Genomic DNA, 23,833 nt, shown 5'->3' on the forward strand with positions numbered 1-23,833 from the left:
CTTTATCAGCGCGCCGGGCCAACGGAGGCGTAATGCGAACACCGACAGGCGACCTCTCCGACGGGCCGGCCGATGAGTTGGGCCGCGACCAGCCCGTCTTCGGACCGGAGATAGGCGAGTTCGAACACAGCGAACGCCGCGCGGCGCAGGCCGACGGCGAGGGCGAGATGAAGACCGGCACCACAACCGTCGGCATCAAGACCGCCGACGGCGTCGTGATGGCGACCGACATGCGCGCCTCCCTCGGCGGCATGGTCTCCTCGAAGGACGTCCAGAAGGTCGAGGAGGTCCACCCCCGCGGCGCGCTGACCATCGCCGGCTCAGTCTCCGCCGCCCAGAACCTCATCTCGACGCTGAAAGCCGAGACGAGCCTCTACGAGACCCGCCGCGGCAAGGACATGTCCATGGAGGCGCTGTCGACGCTCACCGGGAACCTCCTCCGCTCCGGCGCGTTCTACATCGTCCAGCCGATCCTCGGCGGCGTCGACGACGAGGGCGCCCACATCTACTCCATCGACGCCCTCGGCGGTACGACCGAGGAGGAGTACACCGTCACCGGCTCCGGCTCGCAGTACGCCCTCGGTGTGCTCGAACAGGAGTACCACGACGAGGTCACCGTCGACGAAGCGACCGAGATCGCCGCGAAGGCGATCCAGTCCGCCGTCGAGCGCGACCTCGCGTCCGGCAACGGGATCAACGTCGCCGTCGTCACCGACGATGGCGTCGACATCACCCGGTACAAGGAGTTCGACGACCTGCTGTAGACGCGGTCGCCGGTCGCGACCGACGCCGATTCCCCTTCTGTCGATGCTTTTTCGTTGGTTCGAACGTTCCGCAGCGCCGAGCGACGGCCCTTCGGTTCCGACGCCTCAGGCGCCGCGGTCTTCGACGGCGTCGGCGTCCGCCGCGTCGGTCGTGTCCGCCGCGCCGGTCGTGTCCACCGCGCCGGCCGTGTCCGCCGGGCCCTCCACGTCGTTCGGCGACCGGATCCCGTCGCCCCAGTAGAACCGCGGTCCGAGGGCGAGGTAGCCGACGGCGAGGAACAGCAGCGCGAAGGCGAACCCCTCGCCGATCCACGCCGGGAGGAGGGACGTGGCCGCGTGGCCGAGCGGGGTGACGATTACGGCCGCCTGCACGACGCCCATCACGAGCGCGTCCTGCGCGTGGAGGTCGGGGTACGTGACCGTCGACCCCATCAGCAGAGCGAACGCGGCGGTCGCCGCGACGAGCAGCAGGGGGGCGGTGTAGCCGGCGATGACGGCCGCGGCGAGCACCGTGGCTGCGAGCGTCGTCGGCACGCCGACCGTCTCGCGCTCGTCGGCGTCGTACGCCGTGTACATCCCGAGCCGGGCGACCGCCATCGAGACGAACAGGGCCGCGACGCCGAGGCCGGCGGCGACGAAGACCGGGTCGTCCGCGAACGTTCGCGCGTCGAGGAGGAGGAACGCCACGAGCGCGGCGGGCGCGACGCCGAACGACGCCACGTCCGCCAGCGAGTCGAGGTACGGCCCCGCGTCGGTCGAGCCGCGGTGGCGCGCCACGACGCCGTCGAGCCCGTCCGCGACCGCGGCGAGCAGGATGAGGCGGGCAGCGAGCCGAGCGTCGACGGTGGCGGCGACGACCGCGAGGAAGCCGACCGCCGCGTTCGCCACCGTCACCGCGTCCGCGAGCCCGAGCCGCCTGACGAACCGCAAATGCATACGGGATCGGTCGCCGAGCCGGGTTTTAGGGTTTGTTATCTCCGGAACGGCGCGTCCTCGGAACGGGTCCACCGACACCACGCTTAATCCCACAGACGACTAACAGGAGGTATGTCGTCCCCTCGAACCCTCTTAGTTCATCCGGAGGACGGAATCGGCCCGATCGAATCCGCGTTCGACGCGGCCGGGTTCGACGTGACGACAGCCCACACCGCGACCGCGGCGGTCGCCGAGGCGACCACGGCGGCGTACGACTGCGTCGTGAGCGAGTACGCCCTCCCGGGCGACGACGGCGTCTCGCTGGCGGAGGCGGTAGCGGACGCGGACCTCGAGGTCCCGGTCGTGCTGTTCACCGCGGACGACGACGGGGCTCGCGCGGCCGGCGCCCTCGAACGCGGCGCCGCGGAGGTCCGCCGTCGGAACGGTACCGGCTCGATCGAGCGGCTGGTGTCGGACGTGTCGGCCCGCTGTACCGAGGGCCCGCCGCCCGGCGCGCGACAGGACATCTCGGGCCGCGAGCCGTCCGCGACGGAGGTGAAGCGGGCGGTGGCCGAGGCGCCGGTCGGCATCAGCATCAGCGACCCGGATCTCTCCGACTACCCCCTGGTGTACGCCAACGAGGCCTGGATCGAACACACCGGGTATCCGATCGAGGAGGCGCTCGGCCGGAACCCGCGGTTCCTTCAGGGGCCGGGGACGGACCCGGAAACCGTCGAGCGGATCGCGGAGGCGGTCGCGGAAAACGAGGAGATAACCGTCGAGATCCGCAACTACCGCCGCGACGGGACGCCGTTCTGGAACGAGCTCACGGTGGCGCCGGTGTACGACGGCGACGGCGATCTCGCCCACTACGTCGGGTTTCAGAACGACGTGACCGACCGGAAGAACGCGGAGCGGCTCGCCGAGGAGCGCGCCGAGAAGCTCGCGAGCGAGCGACAGGCGCTCGACCGGGTTCTCGGTCGGGTGAACGGGCTCCTCAGCGAGATCACGCGGATCCTCGTTGAGAGCGAAGACGCCGAGTCGATCGCCGAGCGCGTCTGCGAGGAGATCGCCGCCGAGCAGGGGTACGCCGGCGGCTGGATCGCCGAGGTCTCGCCGGCGACCGGCCGGCTCGACGTCACCGCCGCGAGCGGCGTCCCGGTCGAGCCGGGGACCTCGATTCCGCTCGACGACGTTCCGTCGGCGGTTCCGCAGGCGGCTGAGACCGACGAGGCGACGGAGTGCGCCGCGGGGAACGGGGCCGACGCGCGGCTCGCCCCCGACGCGGTCGGCGGCCACCGGCTGGTCGTCGCGCCGATCACGTACGGGGACCACCAGTACGGGCTGCTCGGGATCTACGGCGACGAGGAGGACCCGCTCGGCCGCCGCGAGCGGCGGGTGTGCGAGTCCGTCGGGAAGATGATCGCGAACGGGCTCCACTCGGTCGAAACGACTCGGATCCTCACCACGGACCGCGTCGTCGAGCTCCACGTCGAGATCGACGACCCCTCGTTCTCGCTCTCGCGGATCGCGGCCGCCGTGGACGGAACCGTCGAGCACCTCGGCACGACACGGCTCGACGACGACGCCTGCGAGCTGTACGTCCACGTCGACTCGCCCGCGGCGGGCGTCGACGCGATCGACGGCCTCCCCTTCGTCGAGGAGGTCCGCTCCGTTTCGTCCGACGACGAGCATCTCACCGCGGCGGTCACGCTGACGGAGGCGCCGCCGCTGACGCGGCTCGCCGAGTACGGGGTCGTCGTGGTGGCGGTCAGCGCCCGTCCCGAGGGCGCGGACGTGACGCTCGAAACGCGGCCCGAACAGGACGTGAGACAGGTGCTCGACGTGTTCCGGGCGGAGTACGAGGGCGTGACGCTCCGGTCGCGGTCCGAGCGCGAGAACCGGGACCGGAGCCTGACGGAGTTCGCGGCCGCCGTGGACGACCGACTCACCGACAGACAGCGGGCGGCGCTTCGGACCGCGGAGCTGAACGGGTACTTCGAGTGGCCCCGCCCGGTCGACGGCTCGGAGATCGCCGAGCAGATGGGGATCACCAGACAGACCTTCCACCAGCACCTGCGGGCGGCCGAGCGGAAGCTCGTCGAGGCGTACGTCCACCCGCGGTCGCGGAACTGAGGCGCAGATCAGCTCGATAGCCATGTTCACCGCACGCGATACCGCCGAGATAGACGCCGACGTCGAGTCGGTGTTCGCCTTCCTCGACGACCCGCGCAACCACGCCGCCGTCACGCCCCGACTCGAAGACGTCAGAGACGTCGAGCGGCTCTCGAACGGCGGGAAGCGACTGGCGTACACCTACCGGATGGCCGGCCTCGGGATCGACGGCGAGATCGTCCAGACGGTCCACGAGCCGAACGAACGGATGACCTTCGAGCTCCGCGGCCGGCTGACGGGGACGATCGACCTGACGTTCGAGCCCGCGGACGGCGGGACGAGACTGACCTACGCGGCGAAATACGACCTCCCGGAGAACGCCCTGACCGTCCTCGGCGAGCCGGTCGTCCGCCGGTTCAACGAGCGGCAGGTCCGGGCCACGCTCGACGCCGTCGCGGAGCGGTTCGCAGACGGCGCCGACTGACAGGTGGCGGGGGTTCGCGACCCGCGCCGGAACCGGCGGAACGAGCCGTCATTCGGGCGAAGTATTAAGAACGGGTTGGCCTAACTTCGAGGCATGGATCCGATGACCCTCCAATTCGGTTTCGGCTTCGGCCTCGTGAGCGTCGGGCTGCTCTTCTTACTGCTCGTGGTCGTCACGCTCTGGCAGTCGTTCGAGATCGTCGACGCCTACGAGAAGAAGACGCTCACGGTGTTCGGCGAGTACCGGAAGCTGCTCGAGCCGGGTATCAACCTCATCCCGCCGTTCGTCTCCCGCACGTACCCGTTCGACATGCGGACCCAGACACTGGACGTTCCTCGCCAGGAAGCGATCACGCGGGACAACTCGCCGGTGACGGCGGACGCGGTCGTCTACATCAAGGTGATGGACGCGAAGAAGGCCTTCCTCGAAGTGGACGACTACAAGAAGGCCGTCTCGAACCTCGCGCAGACGACCCTCCGCGCTGTCCTCGGCGACATGGAGCTCGACGACACGCTGAACAAGCGCCAGGAGATCAACGCGAAGATCCGCAAGGAGCTGGACGAACCCACAGACGAATGGGGGATCCGCGTCGAGAGCGTCGAGGTCCGCGAGGTCAACCCCTCGAAGGACGTTCAACAGGCGATGGAGCAGCAGACCTCCGCCGAGCGCCGCCGGCGCGCGATGATCCTCGAAGCGCAGGGGGAACGTCGCTCCGCGGTCGAGCAGGCCGAGGGTGACAAGCAGTCGAACATCATCCGCGCGCAGGGGGAGAAACAGAGCCAGATCCTCGAAGCGCAGGGTGACGCCATCTCGACCGTCCTCCGCGCCCGCTCGGCCGAGTCGATGGGCGAGCGCGCCATCATCGAGCGCGGCATGGAGACCTTAGAGGAGATCGGGAAAGGCGAGTCCACCACGTTCGTCCTCCCGCAGGANGCCGAGTCGATGGGCGAGCGCGCCATCATCGAGCGCGGCATGGAGACCTTAGAGGAGATCGGGAAAGGCGAGTCCACCACGTTCGTCCTCCCGCAGGAGCTCACCAGCCTCGTCGGCCGCTACGGCAAGGCGCTCTCCGGCTCCGACGTGCAGGACATGGAGGGACTGGAGGGACAGGAGTTCGACGACGACACTCGGAAGATGCTCGGGCTCGACGACATCGACGAGATCCTCGGTCAGATCGAGGAGTCCGCGGAGATGAACGTCGAGGAACTGGAGAAGGAGGCGGAGGCGGTCAAGGCGGGCGGCGCCGGCGCGGACATCAAGTCGGCCGACGAAGTCATCCAGGAGATGGACGAGGAGGCCGTCGACGGCGACGTGGAGACCGAACGCGAGAGCTGACCAGGCCTCGTCGACGCCGTCGGTGACGATGGCGTAATCGCCGCCGGGCGCGCGAGACCGTCCAGTACCGCCGAACGAAGTGCTTTTGTCGGGGCGACGACTAACACGCGCCGTGACAGACGGAATCGACGGACGGAAACGCGAGACGCTCCGGCGGTTCGCCGCCATCGGAGCCGCCGCGCCGTTCGTCGGGACCGCGAGCGCCGAGTCCGGAGACGACGAGGCCGACGCGAACGAGACCCGCGAGGCCATCCGCGGGTACGTGCCGACGACCCCCGGCGCTCACTTCTCGAAGCTCCGCGACGACCTCCGGCTCGGGACCGGCGAGGCGCAGTACCACCTCCGGAAGCTGGAGGAGGCGGGCGAGGTCGAGTCGGCGAAGGACGCCGACTACCGCCGCTACTTCCCCGCCGGCAGGTTCGACGACCTTGACAAGCGCGCGCTCGGGTACCTCCGGCGCGACACGCCCCGCGGGATGATCCTCGCGCTGTTGCGCGACCCGACGGCGACCGGGGCGGAGCTGGCCGCGGAGCTCGGCGTCTCTCGACCGACGGTAAGCACCGCCGCGGCCGACCTCGAAGCGGCGGGGCTCCTCGACCGGACCGACGGCTACGCGCTGACCGAGCCCGAGCGGCTGCTCACGCTCGCCGTCCGATACGCCGACTCCTTCGACGCCGACGCCGTCGCCTTCGCGGACGACGCGGCGTCGCTGGTCGCGTACGACCCGTGAACGGCCCGCTCGTGTTCGGGTCGTACGCCGCGCGCCTTCAGGCCACGACCATCCACGTCGTCCCCGACGAGTAGCCCCACTTTTCGACGTCGAGGTCGGCGGCCGCGTCGGCGACGGCGCCCATGTTCGCGCCGACCTCCTTCGCCGAGAGGTCGAGATCGTCGGCGATCAGCCGCGACTTGAAGTAGGTCTGCTCGCCGGCGTTCTCGCGGAGGTACCGCAGGATGCGCGCCTGTTTCGACGAGAGGCCGGCGGACTCGACGGCGACCGCGTCGGATTGGACCGTGCTCATACCCGACACAGGTCGTCTCCCCCCATAAGGCGGTTGGTAAACCGGATTAACACGTCGCAGTCATGCGATTTCTCTCGATAGAGGGACCACAGCGGGGGAACGAGCGCCGCGTTTCGGTACGATCCTCGAACGACGGAGGCGACCGCGGTTGGGGTCAGTACAGATCGGAGACGAACGGACCGAACGCGCCGGCGACCGCGGTCGCGAGGGCGTCGGCGCGGTCGACGCGGCCGTTCGTGAGCGCGCCCGCGGCGCCGCCGCGTCTCGCGACCCCGTTCGTGTCGAGGACGTCGTCCATCACGGGACCGAGCTCCTCGCCGTCCTCGATCCGAGCGGCGACGGGGCCGGGGAGTTCGAGGCTCGGGCCCGCGCCGCGGCCGACCCGCGACCCGTCGGCGACGGCGGCCCACATGACGAGAAAGAGCCCGTTCGCGCCGTCGAATCCGGCGACGCCCCCTTCGATGCCGACCGCGAGGTCGCACGCGTCAGGCTCCGCGTCGAGGACGGCCGCGGCCCGGTTCTCGGCGCCCGCGATCGTCTCGGCGTGGCCGGTCGGCTGTTCGCTCACGCCGGAGGGGACGGGGACGGCCTCGACCGCGACTGCCTCCGGGCTTTCGGAGAGCCCGTCGAGGAGGCCCGGTTCGGAGTCCGACTCCCCCGCGATACCGAGCGCCCGTTCGACCGCGCGTCGCTTCACCGGGTTGCCGCTGCCGACGCCGACTCGCATGGTCGTGATCGGGCGACCGCTTACGAATATCTCTCGATGTCGGGATGGAGCAGGCCTGCCAGCCGCTCGACGCCGTCGATCAGGGCGGGGCTCGGCTGGTTCAAGAGGGAGTCGTCGATCACGTGGACGGGCGCGTCGACGGCCCAGTCGCGTCCCTCCACGGTCGCGGGATCGATCCGGTCGCCGTGCCCGCAGACGTGGACGACGACGTGGTCGGGGTCGGCCGCCTCGACGCTCGCGAGGTCGACCTCGCGGGAGCGCTCGCCCGGGTCGACGAAGGGGTACCGACCGCCGGCGGCGCGCACGGCGTCGGGGACCCAGTTGCCGGCGGCCATCGGCGGGTCCGACCACTCCTCGCAGTAGACGGTCGGTCGGGATCGGTCCGCGACCGCGTCGGCAACTCGGTCGAGGCGCTCTCGGGCGGCGGCGGCGAGACGCTCGCCGGCCTCGGGTCGCCCCACGTCGGCGCCGCGGGCGGCGAAGGTCGCGATCGCCTCGTCGAGGGTCGCGGGCTCGCGGTGCCGGACCGGGAGTCCGCGCGCGCGGCAGTCGTCCGCGAGGTCGCTCTGGAGCCCGTCGCTGGTGAGGACGGCGTCGGGGTCGAGGTCGGCGACGCGACCGAGGTTGGGGTTCAGCCACCCGCCGACGGGAGCGGGCGACCCCGCGTCGTGCGCGGCGCCCGCGTCCGCGGGGGGATCGCAGTGGTGCGTGACGCCGACGAGGGCCTCGGCGGCGCCGAGGGCGGCCACGGTCGCCGTCGCGCTCGGCGCCAGCGAGACGAGGCGCTGTTCAGACATGCGAAACCCTTGGGAAGCGACTATGCCAAGGGTTTCGATCGGTGACACCGGCACCCAAACAAACACGGTAATCTCCCGAGATGTGAATGATAACAGACACGAATAAGTAGATCACCGAGTAACGTGGCGATATGGCCGCCAAATCATGTGTTGTCTGCGGATCAGCTTCAACCTCTGATGGGATGCCATATCGATGCGCCTACTGTGGAGAACCGGTCTGCCCGGAGCATCGTCTCCCGGAAAATCACAGTTGTACTGGTGAACGGCTCCCCGAAGACGAGACCCCAAGGGATCGGTCCCCACAGCCGATGCACCCAGACGACGTAACGACGATGGGAACGACGCCAGACAATATCGGCCAGTCATCACCGGATGTCGCTCTTGACGGCTCAATTGCCGGCGATCAACCGAGCGATTCGGACGAATCGACGACGAAGTCGTGGTGGCGCCGATTGCTCCCTTGGTAGTTTCGTGTTGATCGCGGAGACGTAGATCTACCCACTGTGTTTCGTCGCTGCGATCCGCGAAAACACGTGATAGATCGTGTCCTTTCGTCGGGATTCCGGCGACACGTTCCGGTCGTTTTAAGTTCAGTTCCGCCGTCTATCGGGTAAGATCGCTCTCGGGCCGTGTTCAGTTACCGAGAGGGGGTTTAGCCATGAGTGAACGACTACACACGCGGGGGAGTCGCTCCCGAACAGAGACCGACGAGACGGAATCGGAACAGACCGACGAGACGCTGAGCTGTCCGGAGTGCGGCGGGAACGTCATCAACGACGAGGAGCACGGCGAGAGCGTCTGCGCCGACTGCGGCCTCGTCGTGGAGGCGGACTCGGTCGACCGCGGGCCGGAGTGGCGCGCGTTCGACTCCCGCGAGAAGGACGAGAAGAGCCGCGTCGGCGCCCCGACGACGAACACGATGCACGACAAGGGGCTCTCGACGAACATCGACTGGCGCGACAAGGACGCGTACGGGCGCTCGCTCGGCGCGCGCCAGCGCCAGAAGATGCAGCGGCTCCGCAAGTGGAACGAGCGGTTCCGCACCCGCGACTCGAAGGAGCGCAACCTGAAGCAGGCGCTCGGCGAGATCGACCGGATGGCCAGCGCGCAGGGACTCCCGGACAACGTCCGCGAGACCGCCTCCGTCATCTACCGCCGCGCGCTCGACGAGGACCTGCTGCCCGGCCGCTCCATCGAGGGCGTCTCCACCTCCTGCGTGTACGCCGCCGCCCGAATGGCGGGCGTCCCGCGCAGCCTCGACGAGATCGCCGACGTGTCGCGCGTCGAGAAGGCCGAGATCGCGCGGACGTACCGCTACGTCGTCCGCGAGCTCAAGCTCGAAGTGAAGCCGGCCGACCCCGAGCAGTACGTCCCCCGGTTCGCCTCCGACCTCGAGCTCTCCGAGGAGTCGGAGATGCGCGCGAAGAGCCTCCTGCGCAACGCCAAGGAGAAGGGCGTCCACTCGGGCAAGTCGCCGGTCGGCCTCGCCGCGGCCGCCGTCTACGCCGCCGCCCTCCTCACGAACGAGAAGACGACGCAGGCCGCCGTCAGCGAGGTCGCCGACATCAGCGAGGTCACCATCCGGAACCGGTACCACGAGCTGTTAGAGGCCGAAGACGGTCTCGTCGCCTGAGCCGACCGACGACGCTTTTCCGCACCTGTCGATCCCGTTTCGCCCCGGACGCACACACATAAGTCCCCGCCCCCGGAAGCTCCGCGCATGTTCGAGGAGTTCGTCCTGACCGCGAGCACGGCCGACCTCTCGGAGGAGCCGCGCGCCCGCGAGGACGCCGACGCCGTGGAGTTTCGGATGGATCTGGCAGACTCCCCGCTCGCCCAGCTCGACGCGTACGACGGGGAGCTCCCGCTGCTCGTCACGAACCGAGCGTCGTGGGAGGGCGGCGAGGCCGACGACCTGGGCCGGTTCGACGCGCTCTCGACCGCGCTCGGCCACGAGGCGGTCGCCGCCGTCGACGTCGAGCTCGCCGCCCTCCGCGGCAACGCGCCCGAGGGCGAGGAGTCGCACGCGACCGCGCTCCGCGACACGGCGCGCGAGGAGGGCGTCGCAGTCGTCGTCTCGGTCCACGACTTCGAGTCGACGCCCGAGCCCGCCGCCCTCGTCGACCTGCTCGCCGACGCCGCCGACGAGGGCGACGTGGGGAAGCTGGCGACGACCGCGACCGCCCCCGCCGACGCGCTCGCGATGATCGAGGCGACCCACGAGACGACCGCGGCGGGCCACCGCGTCGCGACGATGTGCATGGGCGAGCCCGGTCGCCACACCCGCGCAGTTACCCCGATCTACGGCTCGAAGATCGGCTACGCGCCCGTCGATCCCGCGAACGCGACCGCGCCCGGCCAGTACCCGCTCGCGACGCTCAGGGAGCTCGTCGACGGGTTGCGGGGAGGAGGGACGAGCGAGTGAGTGTTTATAAACCGTCGATCTAAGCGTGGCGATTGTTTATAAACAAATGCGGTGCGGTGGTGGCGCGTGCCCGTGAGCGGCCGTCAGGCCGCGAACCGGCGCGCGAGGGAGTCGGTTGCCCGGAGCAACGCGGAGGGCAACCGACGAGGCTGGGGAGGTGTTCACCGCTGTGACAGCGAAGATCACTTATAAAGAATCACCGAGACCGCCAACCGTCTCCCCGTACGCCACCTAAAGAGCCAAACCGCTTTACGAACGCCCCCGTAAGTGGTCCTAATGGCGACGTGCGACGTGTGTGGGGAGTACGAGAACCTCCCGTATCAGTGTAACCGGTGCGGCAGGACGTTCTGTGCCGACCACCGCCTGCCCGAGAACCACAACTGTCCGGGCCTCGCCGAGTGGGACGATCCGGGCGGCGTCTTCGACAGCGGGTTCGACGGGAGCGTCGAGGCCGGCGGGGCCGGGAGCGCGGGCGGGTCGGGCTCCGGCTCGTTCGCCGGCGTCACGGGCCGCGTCAAGCGACGGATCGACCGGGAGACGAACACCGGCGGGCTCGTGAGCTACTTCCGCGGGAACGCGACGTACACGATCCTGTTGGCGATATGGGTCACGTTCCTCGCGCAGTTGGTCGTGTTCTGGGGCGTGAGCCCCGCGCTCCACGACCAGCTGTTCGTCCTCCGGGCGGACGCCCTCGGGAACGTCTGGACCTGGGTGACCGCCGTGCTCTCCCACTCGCCGGTCGGCCTCTACCACATCATCGGCAACAGCGTCGTCCTGTTCTTCTTCGGGCCGCTCGTCGAGCGCGCCGTGGGGTCGAAGCGCTTCACGGCGTTCTTCTTCCTGTCGGGGATAATCGCGGGGCTCGGCCACATCCTGTTCGCGATCGGGATGGGCGCCACGTCGACCGGCGTGCTGGGCGCCAGCGGCGCCGGCTTCGCGATCCTCGGCGTCCTCACCGTCTGGCGGCCGAACATGCAGGTGCTCCTCTTCTTCGTCGTCCCGATGAAGATCAAGTACCTCACGTGGGGGATCGCGCTCGTCTCGGCGGTCCTCGTCGTCCAGAGCGTTCAGGCCGGCGGGGCCGGCAGCGCCGGCAACATCGCGCACCTCGCGCACCTGATCGGCTTCGCCATCGGGCTCGCGTTCGGTAAGCGCAACGAGGGGCTCGCGCGCTCTGCGGGCGGCATGGGCGGCATCTCGATGGGCGGCGCGCGCGGTCCCCGTGGACCGGGCGGGCCAGGCGGCCCGGGCGGACGCTTTTAAATGGCGCCATCGATCGATCCGGCCGGCGTCGCCCGTTCGGAGTTCCTCCCCGACCCCGCGCTCTCCCGGACCGAGATGGAGTCGCTCCAGCGCGAGTTGGCCGCGGCGGCGACGTTCGCGGACGACCACGGGATCGACCCGGCCGCGGTGGCGATCGGCGAGCCGGCGGACCTGACCGACGGGCTGCCGGACGCGCGATCCGAGGCAGGGAACTCGGCGTCCCCGGTCGTTGTGGGAGTCGATCAGGCGTTCCTGACGCCCGACGACGGCGAGGACCGGGCCGTCTCCGCCGCGGTCGCGATCCGCGACGGCGCCGTGATCGAGTACGCGAGCGCGACCACGCCGCTCTCGATCCCCTACGTCCCGGGGCTGCTCGCGTTCCGGGAGGGAGAGCCGATGCTGGCGGCGCTCGATGGCCTCGAAACCGAGCCCGACCTGTTGGTGTGTGACGGCTCCGGCCGGATCCACTTCCGGGAGGCCGGCGTCGCGACTCACGTCGGCGTGCTACTGGACGTGCCGAGCGTCGGCGTCGCGAAGAGCCTGCTGTGCGGCGCGCCCGACGAGTCCACCGACGAGCGGCCGGTCGGGTGGCGAACGCCGGTCCGCGCGGACGACTCGGTGGAGACGGCCGATCCGGATACGGCGAGTACGATCGGCCACGCCTACCAGTCGCGACAGTACCCGAACAGCCGGCGCGTGAACCCCCTGTACGTGAGCCCCGGTCACCGCGTGTCGCCCGCGACGACCGTCGAACTCGTCGAGGCGCTGTGCGCGGGCTACAAGCTCCCGGAGCCGACCCGGATCGCCGACGCGTACGCGGACGCCGCGAAGCGAGACGCCGCGTGAGCGAGAGGCGCGGATCGGACGCCGGTCTGCGTGTTACCTGTTGCCACAGACAGGCGATTTATATACCGTGGGCCGCGAACGCGAAGACATGGGAGACGAGGAGACCGAGGACCCGATGACTGCAGAGGAGTTCCGCTCGCTGCGCGACGGACTGGTCCGTCAGAGCTCCGGCGGCGGGACGACCGTTTATAAGAACGCCGCGGGGGTCGGCTGTCCGAACCCCGACTGCGACCGCGGCGTCTTTCAGACGCTGTTCGTCAGCGACCACGGCTGGCAGCAGATCGGCGCGACCCGCGACGGGATCGACCTGTGCCTCTGTAACACCGAGTCGAAGCGGCTCGTCTTCATCCACGACGAGTGACCACCGACGATGACGGGACAGTGAGCGACGAGCTCGATCCGGTCACCGCGTTACACGAACACCTCGCGGCCACAGCGGAACGTCCCGTAGAGCGCGAGTCGGGCTGGCGACTCGGCGAGGCGGAGGCGCTGGCCGCAGAGATCGCCGGCGGCGGCGTCGACCAAACGACCGTCGTTCGACGGGCCGACGAGATCCGAACGCTGCTCGCCGAAATCGACGGGACCGGCGACCGCGACGCCGACGAGCACGTCGCTGCCGCGCGCGAGCTCGCGAACCGGATCGCGGAGCGGGCGGACGGCGAGTGACTACCGACGCCCGAACCGGATCGAGCCTTCGCCGCAAAGTCGCCTCACGTGTCAGTCGTCCGCCGCGGGCTCCGCCCCGGTGTCGGCGGCACAGCGATTGGGTCCGAGTTCCAACTCGATCGCCGCGGTCTCGTCCGGCGGCGACTCGACGCCCCGGTTCGCCGCGATGACCGCCTCGTAGTTCGGCGGCTTCTCCGGGAGCGTCGCCGTAATCTTCTCCACGAACGCCTCGCGGCCGAGCCCGAGCACGTCGAGCCCTCGGCGCGCCGCGCCCACCGTCGTCGTCACCGGCTCGCCGGGCACGACCCCGCCGGTCGTCCCGTCGTTCGCGACCGCGAAGTGGCCGGGACAGACGACGACGGCGTCGGGCTCCGCGAGCAGCGTCCCGTGGAGCGAGTCGTAGAGGCGCTCGGCGCCGGTCGCCGCGCCGGCGGATTCGTCCGCTCCGTCGCCCGCGTCGTCGTCCGCACCGTCGTCGCCGCCCGCCGCGAACTGCAGTTCGGTCCGACCGACGCTGTCGGTGAAGAGCGTGTCGCCCGTGAGCACCGCCGACCGCCCGACGAGGTAGCTCGCGCCGTCGTCGGTGTGGCCGGGCGTCGCGAGCGCCTTCACGTCGACGCCGCCGACGTCGAGCGTCTCGTTGCGCGCGAGCGGCTCGAAGTCGTACGCCACGTCGCGCTCGGCGGCCGCCGCCGGAAGGTAGTAGGGCACGCCGAGCTCGTCGGCGAGCTCGCGACCGCCGGAGAGGTGGTCGGCGTGGACGTGGGTGTCGAGGACCGCCGCGATCGACGCGTCGCGCTCGGCGGCCGCCGCCAGCCACTCGTCGCCGTGACGGGAGACGTCGACGGCGATGGCGACGCGGTCGGAGCCGTCGGAATCGGCTTGCTTGTCAGCCGCCCATCCGCCCACCGCGAGGTACCCGAGACATCCCTTCGCACGCCGCTGGATCTGGACGATGTCGAGCGGCTCGTCGCCCGCGTCGGGAAGGGGGACCGCGGTCCGGTCGTACACGCCGGACCAGCCGCGCATCCCGTCGTCGACGACGGTGACGTCGTCGTAGCCCGCCGCCTCGAGCTCCTCGGCGAAGTCGAGCGAGGCCTTCCCCTTCGCGCAGACCGTGACGATCGCGTCCCCGGGTCCGAGTCCGGTCGCGGCCTCGAAGCCGTCGGCGTCGAACTCGTGGAACGGCTTGTAGAAGTAGTGGACCGAGTCGGCGATCCGCCAGCTCTCGTAGCTCTCCCGGGGCCGCGTGTCGACGAGGGCGAACGACCGCTCGCCGCGCCGGCGCTCGTCGATCCGGTCCCGGAACGCGTCCGCGTCGATGACGGTCGGCATGGTCGACGTTCGGCGCCGAGCGGCAAAACGCTGTCCGGTGGGATCGGTGGGGCGGACCGCGTTCGGGTGCCCCCTCGCGCTCGCGGTGAACGGCGATGAACAGGTTTTAGCCCGGCGGCCCGACACGTCGGCGCATGGTCGAGGCGTTCGCGGTCGCCAGCGGGAAGGGCGGCACGGGGAAGACGACGAGCACGCTCGCGCTGGGGATGGCGCTCGCCGAGGAGCACGACGTCACCGTCGTCGACGCCGACACGGGGATGGCGAACCTGCTGTTCCACGCCGGGCTCGACGACGCGGCGGTCACCCTCCACGACCTCCTCGTCGAGGGGACCGCGACGGCCGTCTCGGAGGCGACGTACGACCGGTTCGGGCTCTCCGTCGTCCCCTGTGGAACCTCGCTCGCGGGCTTCGAGGCGGCCGAGCCGGGCCGCCTCCGCGAGGTCGTCGCCGAGCTCGCGAGCGACACCGACGTGCTGCTGCTCGACTCGCCGGCCGCGCTCGGCTCGAAGTCGGCGGTGCTGCCGGTCGTCCTCGCCGACCGCGTCGTGGTCGTCGTCGAACCGACGATCCCGGCGCTCTCCGACGGGCTGAAAGTCCAGGAGTACGCGCGCTCGTACGGGACGGAGACCGCAGGCGTGCTGTTCAACAAGGTCCGCGAGGACGCCGCCGACGTGGCCGAGCAGGCCGAGCGGCGCTTCGGCGGTCCCGTTCTCGCGAACGTCCCCGACAGCGACGTGGTCCGGGACGCCCGCCGCGCCGGGAAACCGCTGCTCGCGCACGCCCCGGAGAGCGATCCGGCCGCCAGCTACCGGCGGGCCGCGGCCCGGCTCGACGTACGCGACGGCGACGAGGGGGCCGTCGCCGACCGCTTCCGGAGCGCGGTCGTCCCCGACACGCCATGAACGGAACCGCGGGCTCGCCGGAGCTTCGGATCCCCCGTGGGGACCTGCTGCGCTCGCGCGTCGTCTCCGACGTGGGCACGCCGCTCGCCCGGGCGCTCGACAGGGAACTCACCGGCTACGCGACGCTCGTCCCCCAAGAGACGCTCCTTCTGGAGGGCGACGCCCGCGGCGTGGTCACCTTCGAAGAGGGCGTCCCCGTGCTCGCGTACAACACGGTGAGCGACAGCGGCGGCCCGGACGCGCTCGCCGAGCTCGCGGTCCCCGGCCCCTACCGCGTCGAGCTGTACGCCGTCGACGACGGCGCGCTCGAGACGGCCCACGAGGAGGACGCGCTCCGCGTCGCCCCCGGCGCCGCGGCGACCGAACTCGCCGACGACCAGGCGCTCGCCGACCGCACCCGCGACGCGGCCCCCGACGAGCGGCTGGACGCCGGCAGCGACGACGACGGCGACGCCGTCGCCGCGTTCCTCGAAGACGACGAACGGATCGAGGCGATCCGCGAACAGGCGCGCTCGGAGGCAGCTGAGCGCGCGTCGGAGTGGGGGCTCGACGACGCGCTGGCGGAGGGGAACGACGCTGATTCCGTATCGAACGACGCTGATTCCGTATAAAAAGCCGCGAACCGCGGCGGCGCTAGCCGCCGGTCACCGCCGCCGGAGCGCCAGCGCGCCGCCGACGACGAGCGCCAGCGCGAGCACGCCGCCGATCGCGAGCGGGTCGATGCCGAACGCCTCGGCGGCGACGCCGTCACCGGATCCGCCCGCGTCGGCGGTCTCGGCTCCGCTCTCGTCGCTCTCTTCGCTCTCGTCGCCCTCGGCGGACGACGACTCGGTGCTCTCGACGGTGAGGTCGCCCGCGGTCTCGTCGCCGACCGCGATCGAGTAGTCGCCGGTCTCGTCGAACCGCGGTGTGAACGTCACCTCGCGGCTCTCGTCGGGACCGACGGTCACCTCCCGCTCGTCGACGGTCTCGCCGTCGACGCGGAGCGTCACCGCGGCGGTCCCCTCGGCGTCGCCGGTGTTCTCGACGGTCGCCGAGACCGCCGCCAGCTCGCCGGGCGCGATCGTGTCGCTCTCCAGCGAGGCCGCGGCGACGCCGACTCCGGACTCGGCCGCGCCGACCGCGAACACCGAGAAGCCCTCGGCGGTCGCGACGTACTCGCCGTCGCCGTTGTAAGCGGTCGGCACCGGGTTCCAGCCGTCGTCGAACCGGTACAGCGAGACGTGTTCCGGCGACGCGCCGTCGGGGAGCGCCGACTCGTCCACGGTGAACGAGAACTCGCTCTCCGCGACGGACGCGCTCTCGAACCCGTCCGGCTCGAACTCGAGGTACGAGACCGGCGTCGCGCCGCCAAGCTCGCCGACCCGGTCGGCCGCCTCGCCGCTCCCGAGCTGCCGGACCGAGAGCCCGAACTCGGCGACGTCCTCGTCGACGGTCACGTCGACGCCCTCGACGGACGCCGCGTCGGTCGCGAGCGCGTCGCCGAGATCGGCCTCGACCGTCGCGTCGGCGTCGACCGAGTCGGCCGACACGGACACGGCCCACTCGCCCGAGTCGACCGATTCGACCGTACCGTCGACGGTCTGTGCGGTCGATCCGCTCGGCGACGGACCGGAGCCGGCGGCCTGCGTGCCACCGGTCGATCCGCCGTCGGAGCCGTCGGAGCCGTCGGAGCCGCCGGGTGCGGCGCCGTCGGAGCCGTCGGACCCATCGGACCCGTCACTACCGTCGGACCCGTCACTACCGTCGGACCCGTCGCCGCCGTCGCCGGGCGGGTCACCCGACGCCGACGCCGCCAGATCGACGTTCTCGACGGCGCCCGACTCCCACTCGACCGTCGCGTCGACGGGCTGGCCGTTGACCGTGAACTCGACCGTGGCCCCCTCCTCGCCGGGCTCGCCCCGGACGGTGAGGCTCTCCTCGAGGGCGGAAGAGCTCCCGTAGGAGCCCTCCTCGGCGGTGAGGTAGCTCCCGCGCTCCTCTCCGTCGATGTAGGCCGTGACCTCGACGCCCGCGGGCGCGGGGTCGCCGTCCAGGGTCAGGTCGCCGTAGTACGCCGCGGGCGGCGCCGGGGGACCCCCGTCGTCCTGCGCCGCGACGCCGGCCGTCCCGGCGACCGCCGCGCTGGCGACGAGGAGTGCGAGCACGAGCGCGCGAACGCGTGTCCGTGTCGTTGTCATCGGTGATTGGTGTGGTTAGGCGCCGACCCCGGCGACCGCGGTGGTCCCGGACTCGACCTCGATCGACTGTTCGGCCTCTTCCTCCTCGGTCGCCTCGTCGCCCGCCGCAGCGTCCGCGGCGGCCATGCTGGCGGCCTCCTCGACGGAGTTCGCGAAGAGGGTCAGCCCCTCCTCGGTGTAGTCGTCGGGGTTGTCGTGGAAGTAGTCCATGGCGATCGCGGTGTTGAGGACCTCGTTGCGGTCCTCATCGACCGCGACGCCCGGCCCCTCGAACTCGCCCTCGTCGCTCGGGCTGAAGTCCGAGTGGCCGACGACCTGCCCGCCGTAGCCGTCGAACCAGGCGCCCCACGTCGTGCCGGAGTCGACGACCGCGACCGACTCGCCCTCGCTGCCGACGCCGTCGAAGATCGGGTGGCTCGTCTGGATGTCGACCTCGACGGGCTCGCCGTCGGCGTCGAGCGAGACGGAGTCGCGCTCGGACGGGTCCTCGCGGACGTTGTTGAGCCGGAGCACGCCGTCGGCGTACCCCTCGGAGCTCGCGCCCTGGTAGGAGTCGAGGTAGACGACCCCCTGGTCGTCGGCGAGCGCGTCCTCGAAGTCGGACTGCAGCGAGTCGCTGCCGATCCGCTGGACGACGAAGACGTCGTACTGGTCCATCTCGTCGAGCAGCTCGTCGGCCGTGAGCGTGTCGACGGTGGTGTAGGTGTCGTCGTCGAGCTCGTCCGAGAGGGTGTCCGCGATGGCGCCCTCGTGGAAGTCGGTCTCGTCGACGACCGCGACGGACACGTCCTCAGGCTCGCCCGGGTCGTCGCCGGGGTCCTCCCCGCCGACGAGACCGAGGTCCCGGTAGTAGTCGTCCATCGTCGGGTTGATGTGGAGGTTCGCCGAGAGCGTGTACTCCGCGTCCTCCGCGGGCACGAACGCCCAGTAGCCGCCGAACGGGTTGACGTACTCGTCGCCGACCATGTGCTCGCCGAGGTGACCGTCGGCGTGCTCGTTGGCCTGCATCCAGTTGTCGACCTGGTACGTCTCGCCGCTGATCTCCTCGGTGAACGCGTCGTCCGCGTGATCGTAGGCGGACGGACTCACGAGGTTCCACCCGTGGTGGAGGTCCTCGGAGCCGGGTGTGACCGCTTCGTCGTCGTGCTGGAAGTTGAGGGTGACGTGGGTGTCCTCCTCGGCGACGACCAGCATGGCGGAGAGCGCGCTGACGCTGTCGTTCCCGCTCAGCATGGTCCACTCGCCGCCTTCCGCGTCGTAGCCGTAGATGGCGCCCTCGAAGTCGTCCTGGAACACCTCGTCGACGGTCTGGCTCGTCGTCGCCGGGACCCCGACCGTGTAGGTGTTGTTGGCTTCCATCGCCATGTCGACCGCCAGCTCGGTCGTGTTCGTGTCGACCTCGTCGGCGGGCGACGTGAGGAACGGCGAGTAGCGGACATCGCCGTCGATACCGTTGTTGGCCCGCGGACCGTCCTCGCCGAACCAGTTGAGCGGCGCGTCGAACGGCGACCCCTCCTGGGCGATGGCCGTGTCGGTCATCTCCAGGTCGTTGAAGTGGAACGTGAGGTCGTCGCCCACGCCCGAGGCCACGACGCCGGTCTCGGCGCTCACGTCGTTCATCGCGAACTCGCCGGACGTGCCGGCGCCGGCGAACATGAAGCCGGTCGTGGCGTTCGCGATCTCGTTTTCGGCCGCGTGACCGACGTCCGCACCGCCCTCGGCCACGACGCCGTACTCGGACTCCTCGACGGCGTTGTCGGTGAGGTTTCCGACCGCGCCGCCGTCGACGTGGACGCCGTACGTGGCGTCCGTCACGGTGGCGTCCGTCACGTCGACGCCGGCCGAGTCGACGGCTGCGATGCCGGCCTCGCCCGCGCCGTCGACGTGCGCGTCGGTGACGTGCAGTGTCTCCGTCCCCTCGGCCATCACGCCGTCGGAGACGTTCACGACGGTCGGCGAGTCGACCGTCACGTCCGTGCTGTCCGCCGCGTGGACGCCGTACGCGGAGTCGCTGACCTCGAGGTCATGAACCTCCACGTGCGCGCTGGCGACCGCGTGGACGCCGGCACCGGCGGCACCGGACGCCGAGACGTTCGAGATCTCGACGTTCCCGCCGTCATCGACGTGGACCGCGTCGGACGCGCCCGTCACCGAGACGTCGTCGACGGTGACGTCGGACGCGGAGACGCCGACGCCGGCGAGCCCTTCTGGGGTCTCGAAGTCGAAGCCCTCGAAGTGCGTACCGTTAGCGGCGATCGAGGCGTGCGCGTGCGAGCCGTCGGAGCTCGGCGGCGCGATCGTCGCGTTGTCGCCGGTGATCGTGAGGTTGCGGGTGTCCTCGACGGAGACGGTCTCCTCGTAGGTCCCCTCGGTGACGTGGATCTCGGCGCCGTCCGGCGCGAGGTCCACGGCCTCTTGGATGGTCTCGACGTCCTCACCGTCGCCGACCGTCAGCGGCTTGTCGTAGACGGCGGTCGGCCCGGTGGAGATGGTGATCTCCATCATGTTCTCCTCGGGGACCTCGGACGGGTCCTGCGGCGCGGACTCGCCGTCCTCGAGGAACGCGAACGTCGTTTCGAGCGTCACCGATCCGACGGTGTCCTCCTGCGACTCGACCAAGACCGGGTACTCCTCGTCGTTCATGAGATCTGGGTACACGCGCCACTCACCCCAGGCGTTGTTCCCGTCCTCACTGCCGTGGTAGAGGCTGAGTTCGGACTGGTCGGCCGTGCTGTCGTCGGCGAGTTCGGTCTTGACCATGTAGAGGTCATCCACCGCGAACTCGGTTTCGACCATGTCGCCGGAGCCGGCCCACTCGGGCTGTCCCTCGTTCATGATCACGGGCGGCGTCTGGGCCGCCCACTGCGCGGAGTTCGCGAGCACCATGTCGGCCTCGGTGCTGTAGTCGCCGGAGTCGACGAATCCGCTCGACCCGAACGTCGAGAGGAGCACCTCGCGCTGGCCCTCGTCGACCGCGGCGGCGTCGCCGTCGGTCACGCCGCCGGCCTGCACGTGGCCGACGGTCTGGAAGTCGGAGTCGGAGAACCACGCGTGGTCGGCGAACGTCGCCGAGTGGATGCCGAAGCTGTCGCCCACGTCACCCACGCCCTCGAACAGCGGGCTGTCCTCGACGATCTCCATCTCGGGGTTCGGCGAGGTGAAGCTGTCGCTGGTCGAGGCGGGGTCGCCGAGTGCGCTCGACCGCGCGGGGACGGCGTTACTGGAGCTGCCCCACTGGTCGAGCCAGACGACGCCGGTCGAAGCGCCCTCGGTGTGCGTCTTGAGGTCCTCGACGTGCGTCTCGTCGATGTTCTGCACGACGTACGCCTGGTGCTCTCCGCTCTCCGCGGCGTCGACGGCCTCGCTGCCGGTGAGCAGCGAGATCTCGTACGAGGCCGGGAGCTGCGCGTCGAGCCGGTCGACGACATCGTCACCGTCGGAGCCGTCGTCGACGACGGCGATCGGCGTGTACTCCGCGAACACCTCGGTCGGGCCGGTGGTCACCGAGACCGTGTCGCCCGCGCCCGAGAACGTGTGGTCGAGGCCGAGTTCGCCCTCGGTGTTCGACTGCGTCGTGACGGTGAGCGTCGCGGTGCCGGTGAGGTCACCGACGTCGACGTCCTCGCCCTCCTCAATCTCGTCGCCGTTGAGCTCCAGCGTGAGGTCGCCCTCGTAGCTGCCGTCGCGCTCGACGGCGTACGTCTCCAGGTTGGCGACGTTCACCGCGATCTCGAAGGACTCGCCGCCCTCGACCGCGGAGGGCTGGCCGTCGACGAGTTCGACGCCGAGCGCGTCCGAGAGCGTGAAGTTCTGCTCGACGAACGTCTCGTTGTCCGGGACCGAGACGCTCTCGCTGGTCTCCTCGTAGCCGAATCCGCCGGCGGTCACCGTGTAGTTGCCGGGCGGCGAGAGCGTCGTGTACTCGCCGTCGGCGTCGGTCTCGGCGGAGAAGCCGTTCTCCTCGACTTCGACCAGCGCGCCCTCGACGGGCTCGCCGTCGCTGTCGGTCACCGTGCCGGTGACGCCGCTGTCGAGCGCGACCTGATCGGTCGCGGCCGCGACGTCGATGATGCCGTGGCCGTACCGGTCGTCCGGAGTGCCCGGAGGCTCGGGAGCGTCGTCCGGCTTCCAGGCGGTCTCCTCCATCGTCTCCATGGCGGTCTCGCGGTCGAGGTCGCCCGCGGCCGACAGCATCAGCGCGAAGGCGCCGGCCTTGTGGGGCGCCGACATCGACGTGCCGGAGTAGGTGCCGTCGTAGCCGCCGTCGGGCACCGAACTCAGCACGTCCACGCCGGGCGCGGCCGCGTTCGGCACGACGTACTCGTCTGGCCAGTAGTCGGGCGCATCGCTTCCCCAGTCGGCGTCCGTGTCGACGGTCTCCCCGCTGGAGAAGGAGGCCACGTCGGCGTTCTCGTCGACCGCACCGCTCGCGAAGTTCGGGTAGACGTTACCCGGCGAGCCGGTCGTGCCCTGCCCGGAGTTGCCGGCCGACGCGACGAGGATGACGCCCGCGTCGCGGGCGTTCTCGGACGGCTCGACCATGTCGGTGGTGTAGCCGGACGCGCCGAGGCTCATCGAGATGATGTCGACGCCCGCGGTGTCGACGGCCCACTCCATTCCGGCCGCGACCTGCACGAAGGAGCCGGAGCCGCCGGGGATGACCATTCCGTGGTACAGCTCGACGTCGGGCGCGACGCCGAAGGTCGGGACGTCACCGGCGGGGTCCTCGGCACCGGCGATGGTCCCGCTCGTGTGGGTCCCGTGGCCGCTGGCGTCCTGGGGCTCGGAGTCGATCGGGTTGCCGTCGGAGTCCCACTCCTGCCAGTGCTCGTCGTCGAGCTCCGGTAGGTCAGGGTGCGAGTCGTCCATTCCCGTATCGAGCACCGCGACCTCGACGCCCTCGCCCTGGGTGTTGTGCTGGTCCCAGACCTCGGTGGCGTTGATCATGTCGAGCCCGTACGTGGTGTCCCAGTCCTCCGCCTGCATCGAGGACGGGGCCACGGGCTCGGAGTCGGACTCGTCGGTCGTCGACTCAGTAGACGAGGCGGACTCGTTCGTCGGCGCCGACTCGTTGTTGGCGGAGTCGTCCGTCGAGTTGGAGTCGTCCGTCGAGTTGGAGTCGTCCGTCGAGTTGGAGTCGTCCGTCGAGTTGGAGTCGTCCGTCGAGTTGGAGTCGTCCGTCGAGTTGGAGTCGTCCGTCGAGTCGGAGTCGTCCGTCGAGTTGGAGTCGTCCGTCGAGTCGGAGTCGTCCGTCGAGTTGGAGTCGCCGTCGCTCGAGTTCGCGTCCTCCCCGTCGGTCTGTGAGATCTCCACTTCGAAGTTGTGGTGGAGGCGTTCGACCCCCTGCGTGGCCGCGATCTCGTCCATCGAGATCCGGTCGGGGTCAACTTCGAGCAGTACGGCGTTGCTGATCCAGAGCTGCTTTTTCAGCTCCACGTGCTCGGTCGACTCCGCGAACCGAACGACGTCCTGCTGGGTCTGCGCGGCGTGGGACTTCAGGGCGTTGACCGTCGCCTCCTGTCCCTGAACGTCGCTCGTGTCAGCGGGGTCGAGCCTGACGACGACGTCGACCGTCTCGTCGCCGTTCGCCGTCTCGAAGAGCCGTTCCAGCTCGGGGTCTATCTCGACGTCGTCCGGGCTCTGCTGTTCGTAAAGCCCGTCGTCAGTCGTCGGCTGTACCTCTTGATCGAACTGTTCGACGTTCTCGACGGCTTCCCCGTCGAGATCCATCTGCGCCTCGCCGCCGTCGGCGGCCACGGACGCGCCCGCGACGGGCGCAAACATGGATACTACCATGAAGACCGTGAAGAGCACGGCGAGAGGCTTCTTCAATGAGTGTTCTGTCATGAATTCTCGCTACTGCAGGGTTTGACCTCCACGCACGGAGGTGAGCGACACATGCGCCGAACCACCCGTAGTTATTGGCTGAATGACGTGTGGAAACGAGTCACAACCATCACCGCAACGGCGGATTTCCGGCTGCGAACGGCGCGTAACGCGATGTTACTGTTCGTACGGGTGGTATTCCCACGAAATAGAATACCGTGAGAGACGGGC

The 23,833-nt window shown here is 70.1% G+C and carries 21 protein-coding genes; 14 read left to right on the forward strand and 7 right to left on the reverse strand.

Annotated elements, in window-relative coordinates:
* Positions 1–32 precede the first annotated feature (32 nt).
* Positions 33–764 (forward strand): archaeal proteasome endopeptidase complex subunit beta, encoded by a 732-nt coding sequence (gene psmB, locus C469_RS05660; protein WP_008004641.1) that lies wholly within the window; start codon positions 33–35, stop codon positions 762–764.
* A gap of 105 nt (positions 765–869) precedes the next feature.
* On the opposite strand, the gene C469_RS05665 is transcribed toward psmB, so the two are convergent.
* Entirely contained in the window at positions 870–1,700 is an 831-nt protein-coding gene (locus tag C469_RS05665; RefSeq protein WP_008004642.1) for a protein sorting system archaetidylserine synthase, read from the reverse strand.
* Positions 1,701–1,811: 111 nt separating this feature from the next.
* Between C469_RS05665 and C469_RS05670 the strand changes: the two genes are divergently transcribed.
* The 4 genes from C469_RS05670 (at position 1,812) to C469_RS05685 (ending at position 6,343) form a co-directional block, all read left to right on the forward strand.
* Entirely contained in the window at positions 1,812–3,815 is a 2,004-nt protein-coding gene (locus C469_RS05670; protein ID WP_008004643.1) for a bacterio-opsin activator domain-containing protein, read from the forward strand.
* Between the two features lie 22 nt (positions 3,816–3,837).
* Entirely contained in the window at positions 3,838–4,278 is a 441-nt protein-coding gene (locus tag C469_RS05675; protein ID WP_008004644.1) for an SRPBCC family protein, read from the forward strand.
* 93 nt (positions 4,279–4,371) lie between these two features.
* Complete coding sequence (locus C469_RS05680) at positions 4,372–5,613, forward strand: SPFH domain-containing protein (RefSeq protein WP_008004645.1); 1,242 nt, start codon at positions 4,372–4,374, stop codon at positions 5,611–5,613.
* A gap of 112 nt (positions 5,614–5,725) precedes the next feature.
* Positions 5,726–6,343, forward strand: a complete 618-nt coding sequence (locus C469_RS05685) for a winged helix-turn-helix transcriptional regulator (RefSeq protein WP_008004647.1) — start codon at positions 5,726–5,728, stop codon at positions 6,341–6,343.
* A 37-nt stretch (positions 6,344–6,380) separates the two neighbouring features.
* Here C469_RS05685 and C469_RS05690 read toward each other — a convergent pair whose 3' ends face one another.
* The 3 genes from C469_RS05690 to C469_RS05700 all read right to left on the reverse strand — a co-directional run bounded on the left by C469_RS05690 (position 6,381) and on the right by C469_RS05700 (position 8,159).
* A complete protein-coding gene (locus C469_RS05690) occupies positions 6,381–6,635 on the reverse strand; it encodes a DUF7123 family protein (protein WP_008004648.1) in 255 nt (84 codons plus the stop codon).
* Between the two features lie 154 nt (positions 6,636–6,789).
* Complete coding sequence (locus tag C469_RS05695; RefSeq protein ID WP_049911071.1) at positions 6,790–7,371, reverse strand: DUF84 family protein; 582 nt, start codon at positions 7,369–7,371, stop codon at positions 6,790–6,792.
* 11 nt (positions 7,372–7,382) lie between these two features.
* Positions 7,383–8,159: a cobalamin-binding protein gene (locus C469_RS05700; RefSeq protein WP_008004650.1), complete on the reverse strand. Its 777-nt coding sequence runs from the start codon at positions 8,157–8,159 to the stop codon at positions 7,383–7,385.
* A gap of 131 nt (positions 8,160–8,290) precedes the next feature.
* On the opposite strand from C469_RS05700, the gene C469_RS17730 reads away from it, so the two are divergent.
* The 7 genes from C469_RS17730 (at position 8,291) to C469_RS05730 (ending at position 13,359) form a co-directional block, all read left to right on the forward strand.
* Positions 8,291–8,626, forward strand: coding sequence for an AN1-type zinc finger domain-containing protein (locus C469_RS17730; RefSeq protein ID WP_082230115.1), 336 nt, complete (start codon positions 8,291–8,293; stop codon positions 8,624–8,626).
* 191 nt (positions 8,627–8,817) lie between these two features.
* Positions 8,818–9,792, forward strand: coding sequence for a transcription initiation factor IIB (locus C469_RS05705; RefSeq protein WP_008004651.1), 975 nt, complete (start codon positions 8,818–8,820; stop codon positions 9,790–9,792).
* 87 nt (positions 9,793–9,879) lie between these two features.
* Positions 9,880–10,584 (forward strand): type I 3-dehydroquinate dehydratase, encoded by a 705-nt coding sequence (locus C469_RS05710; protein WP_008004652.1) that lies wholly within the window; start codon positions 9,880–9,882, stop codon positions 10,582–10,584.
* A 276-nt stretch (positions 10,585–10,860) separates the two neighbouring features.
* A complete protein-coding gene (locus tag C469_RS05715; protein WP_008004653.1) occupies positions 10,861–11,847 on the forward strand; it encodes a rhomboid family intramembrane serine protease in 987 nt (328 codons plus the stop codon).
* Positions 11,848–12,693: an endonuclease V gene (locus tag C469_RS05720; protein ID WP_008004655.1), complete on the forward strand. Its 846-nt coding sequence runs from the start codon at positions 11,848–11,850 to the stop codon at positions 12,691–12,693.
* Between the two features lie 88 nt (positions 12,694–12,781).
* A complete protein-coding gene (locus C469_RS05725) occupies positions 12,782–13,054 on the forward strand; it encodes a DUF7385 family protein (RefSeq protein WP_008004657.1) in 273 nt (90 codons plus the stop codon).
* 20 nt (positions 13,055–13,074) lie between these two features.
* The gene (locus tag C469_RS05730) at positions 13,075–13,359 is read left to right on the forward strand and encodes a hypothetical protein (protein WP_049911074.1); all 285 of its coding nucleotides are present in this window, start codon (positions 13,075–13,077) and stop codon (positions 13,357–13,359) included.
* 51 nt (positions 13,360–13,410) lie between these two features.
* On the opposite strand, the gene C469_RS05735 is transcribed toward C469_RS05730, so the two are convergent.
* Positions 13,411–14,694 (reverse strand): MBL fold metallo-hydrolase, encoded by a 1,284-nt coding sequence (locus tag C469_RS05735; RefSeq protein ID WP_008004661.1) that lies wholly within the window; start codon positions 14,692–14,694, stop codon positions 13,411–13,413.
* A 134-nt stretch (positions 14,695–14,828) separates the two neighbouring features.
* On the opposite strand from C469_RS05735, the gene C469_RS05740 reads away from it, so the two are divergent.
* Positions 14,829–15,596 (forward strand): nucleotide-binding protein, encoded by a 768-nt coding sequence (locus tag C469_RS05740; RefSeq protein WP_008004663.1) that lies wholly within the window; start codon positions 14,829–14,831, stop codon positions 15,594–15,596.
* A complete protein-coding gene (locus C469_RS05745; protein ID WP_008004664.1) occupies positions 15,593–16,207 on the forward strand; it encodes a hypothetical protein in 615 nt (204 codons plus the stop codon). The genes C469_RS05740 and C469_RS05745 overlap by 4 nt, the downstream gene beginning before the upstream one ends.
* Positions 16,208–16,240: 33 nt before the next feature.
* Here the strand turns inward: C469_RS05745 and C469_RS17605 are convergent, their stop codons facing one another.
* Positions 16,241–17,776: a CARDB domain-containing protein gene (locus C469_RS17605; protein ID WP_160163058.1), complete on the reverse strand. Its 1,536-nt coding sequence runs from the start codon at positions 17,774–17,776 to the stop codon at positions 16,241–16,243.
* A gap of 15 nt (positions 17,777–17,791) precedes the next feature.
* Positions 17,792–23,560, reverse strand: coding sequence for a S8 family serine peptidase (locus C469_RS05755; protein ID WP_008004668.1), 5,769 nt, complete (start codon positions 23,558–23,560; stop codon positions 17,792–17,794).
* Positions 23,561–23,833 lie beyond the last annotated feature (273 nt).

It is taken from the genome of Halorubrum lipolyticum DSM 21995 (assembly GCF_000337375.1).
GTDB lineage: Archaea > Halobacteriota > Halobacteria > Halobacteriales > Haloferacaceae > Halorubrum > Halorubrum lipolyticum.

Coding starts and splice junctions, on each gene's coding strand:
- psmB (WP_008004641.1), top strand. CDS start 33: ATGCGAACACCGACAGGCGACCTCTCCGACGGGCCGGCCGATGAGTTG.
- C469_RS05665 (WP_008004642.1), bottom strand. CDS start 1,700: ATGCATTTGCGGTTCGTCAGGCGGCTCGGGCTCGCGGACGCGGTGACG.
- C469_RS05670 (WP_008004643.1), top strand. CDS start 1,812: ATGTCGTCCCCTCGAACCCTCTTAGTTCATCCGGAGGACGGAATCGGC.
- C469_RS05675 (WP_008004644.1), top strand. CDS start 3,838: ATGTTCACCGCACGCGATACCGCCGAGATAGACGCCGACGTCGAGTCG.
- C469_RS05690 (WP_008004648.1), bottom strand. CDS start 6,635: ATGAGCACGGTCCAATCCGACGCGGTCGCCGTCGAGTCCGCCGGCCTC.
- C469_RS05700 (WP_008004650.1), bottom strand. CDS start 8,159: ATGTCTGAACAGCGCCTCGTCTCGCTGGCGCCGAGCGCGACGGCGACC.
- C469_RS17730 (WP_082230115.1), top strand. CDS start 8,291: ATGGCCGCCAAATCATGTGTTGTCTGCGGATCAGCTTCAACCTCTGAT.
- C469_RS05705 (WP_008004651.1), top strand. CDS start 8,818: ATGAGTGAACGACTACACACGCGGGGGAGTCGCTCCCGAACAGAGACC.
- C469_RS05710 (WP_008004652.1), top strand. CDS start 9,880: ATGTTCGAGGAGTTCGTCCTGACCGCGAGCACGGCCGACCTCTCGGAG.
- C469_RS05715 (WP_008004653.1), top strand. CDS start 10,861: ATGGCGACGTGCGACGTGTGTGGGGAGTACGAGAACCTCCCGTATCAG.
- C469_RS05720 (WP_008004655.1), top strand. CDS start 11,848: ATGGCGCCATCGATCGATCCGGCCGGCGTCGCCCGTTCGGAGTTCCTC.
- C469_RS05725 (WP_008004657.1), top strand. CDS start 12,782: ATGGGAGACGAGGAGACCGAGGACCCGATGACTGCAGAGGAGTTCCGC.
- C469_RS05735 (WP_008004661.1), bottom strand. CDS start 14,694: ATGCCGACCGTCATCGACGCGGACGCGTTCCGGGACCGGATCGACGAG.
- C469_RS05740 (WP_008004663.1), top strand. CDS start 14,829: ATGGTCGAGGCGTTCGCGGTCGCCAGCGGGAAGGGCGGCACGGGGAAG.
- C469_RS05745 (WP_008004664.1), top strand. CDS start 15,593: ATGAACGGAACCGCGGGCTCGCCGGAGCTTCGGATCCCCCGTGGGGAC.
- C469_RS17605 (WP_160163058.1), bottom strand. CDS start 17,776: ATGACAACGACACGGACACGCGTTCGCGCGCTCGTGCTCGCACTCCTC.
- C469_RS05755 (WP_008004668.1), bottom strand. CDS start 23,560: ATGTTTGCGCCCGTCGCGGGCGCGTCCGTGGCCGCCGACGGCGGCGAG.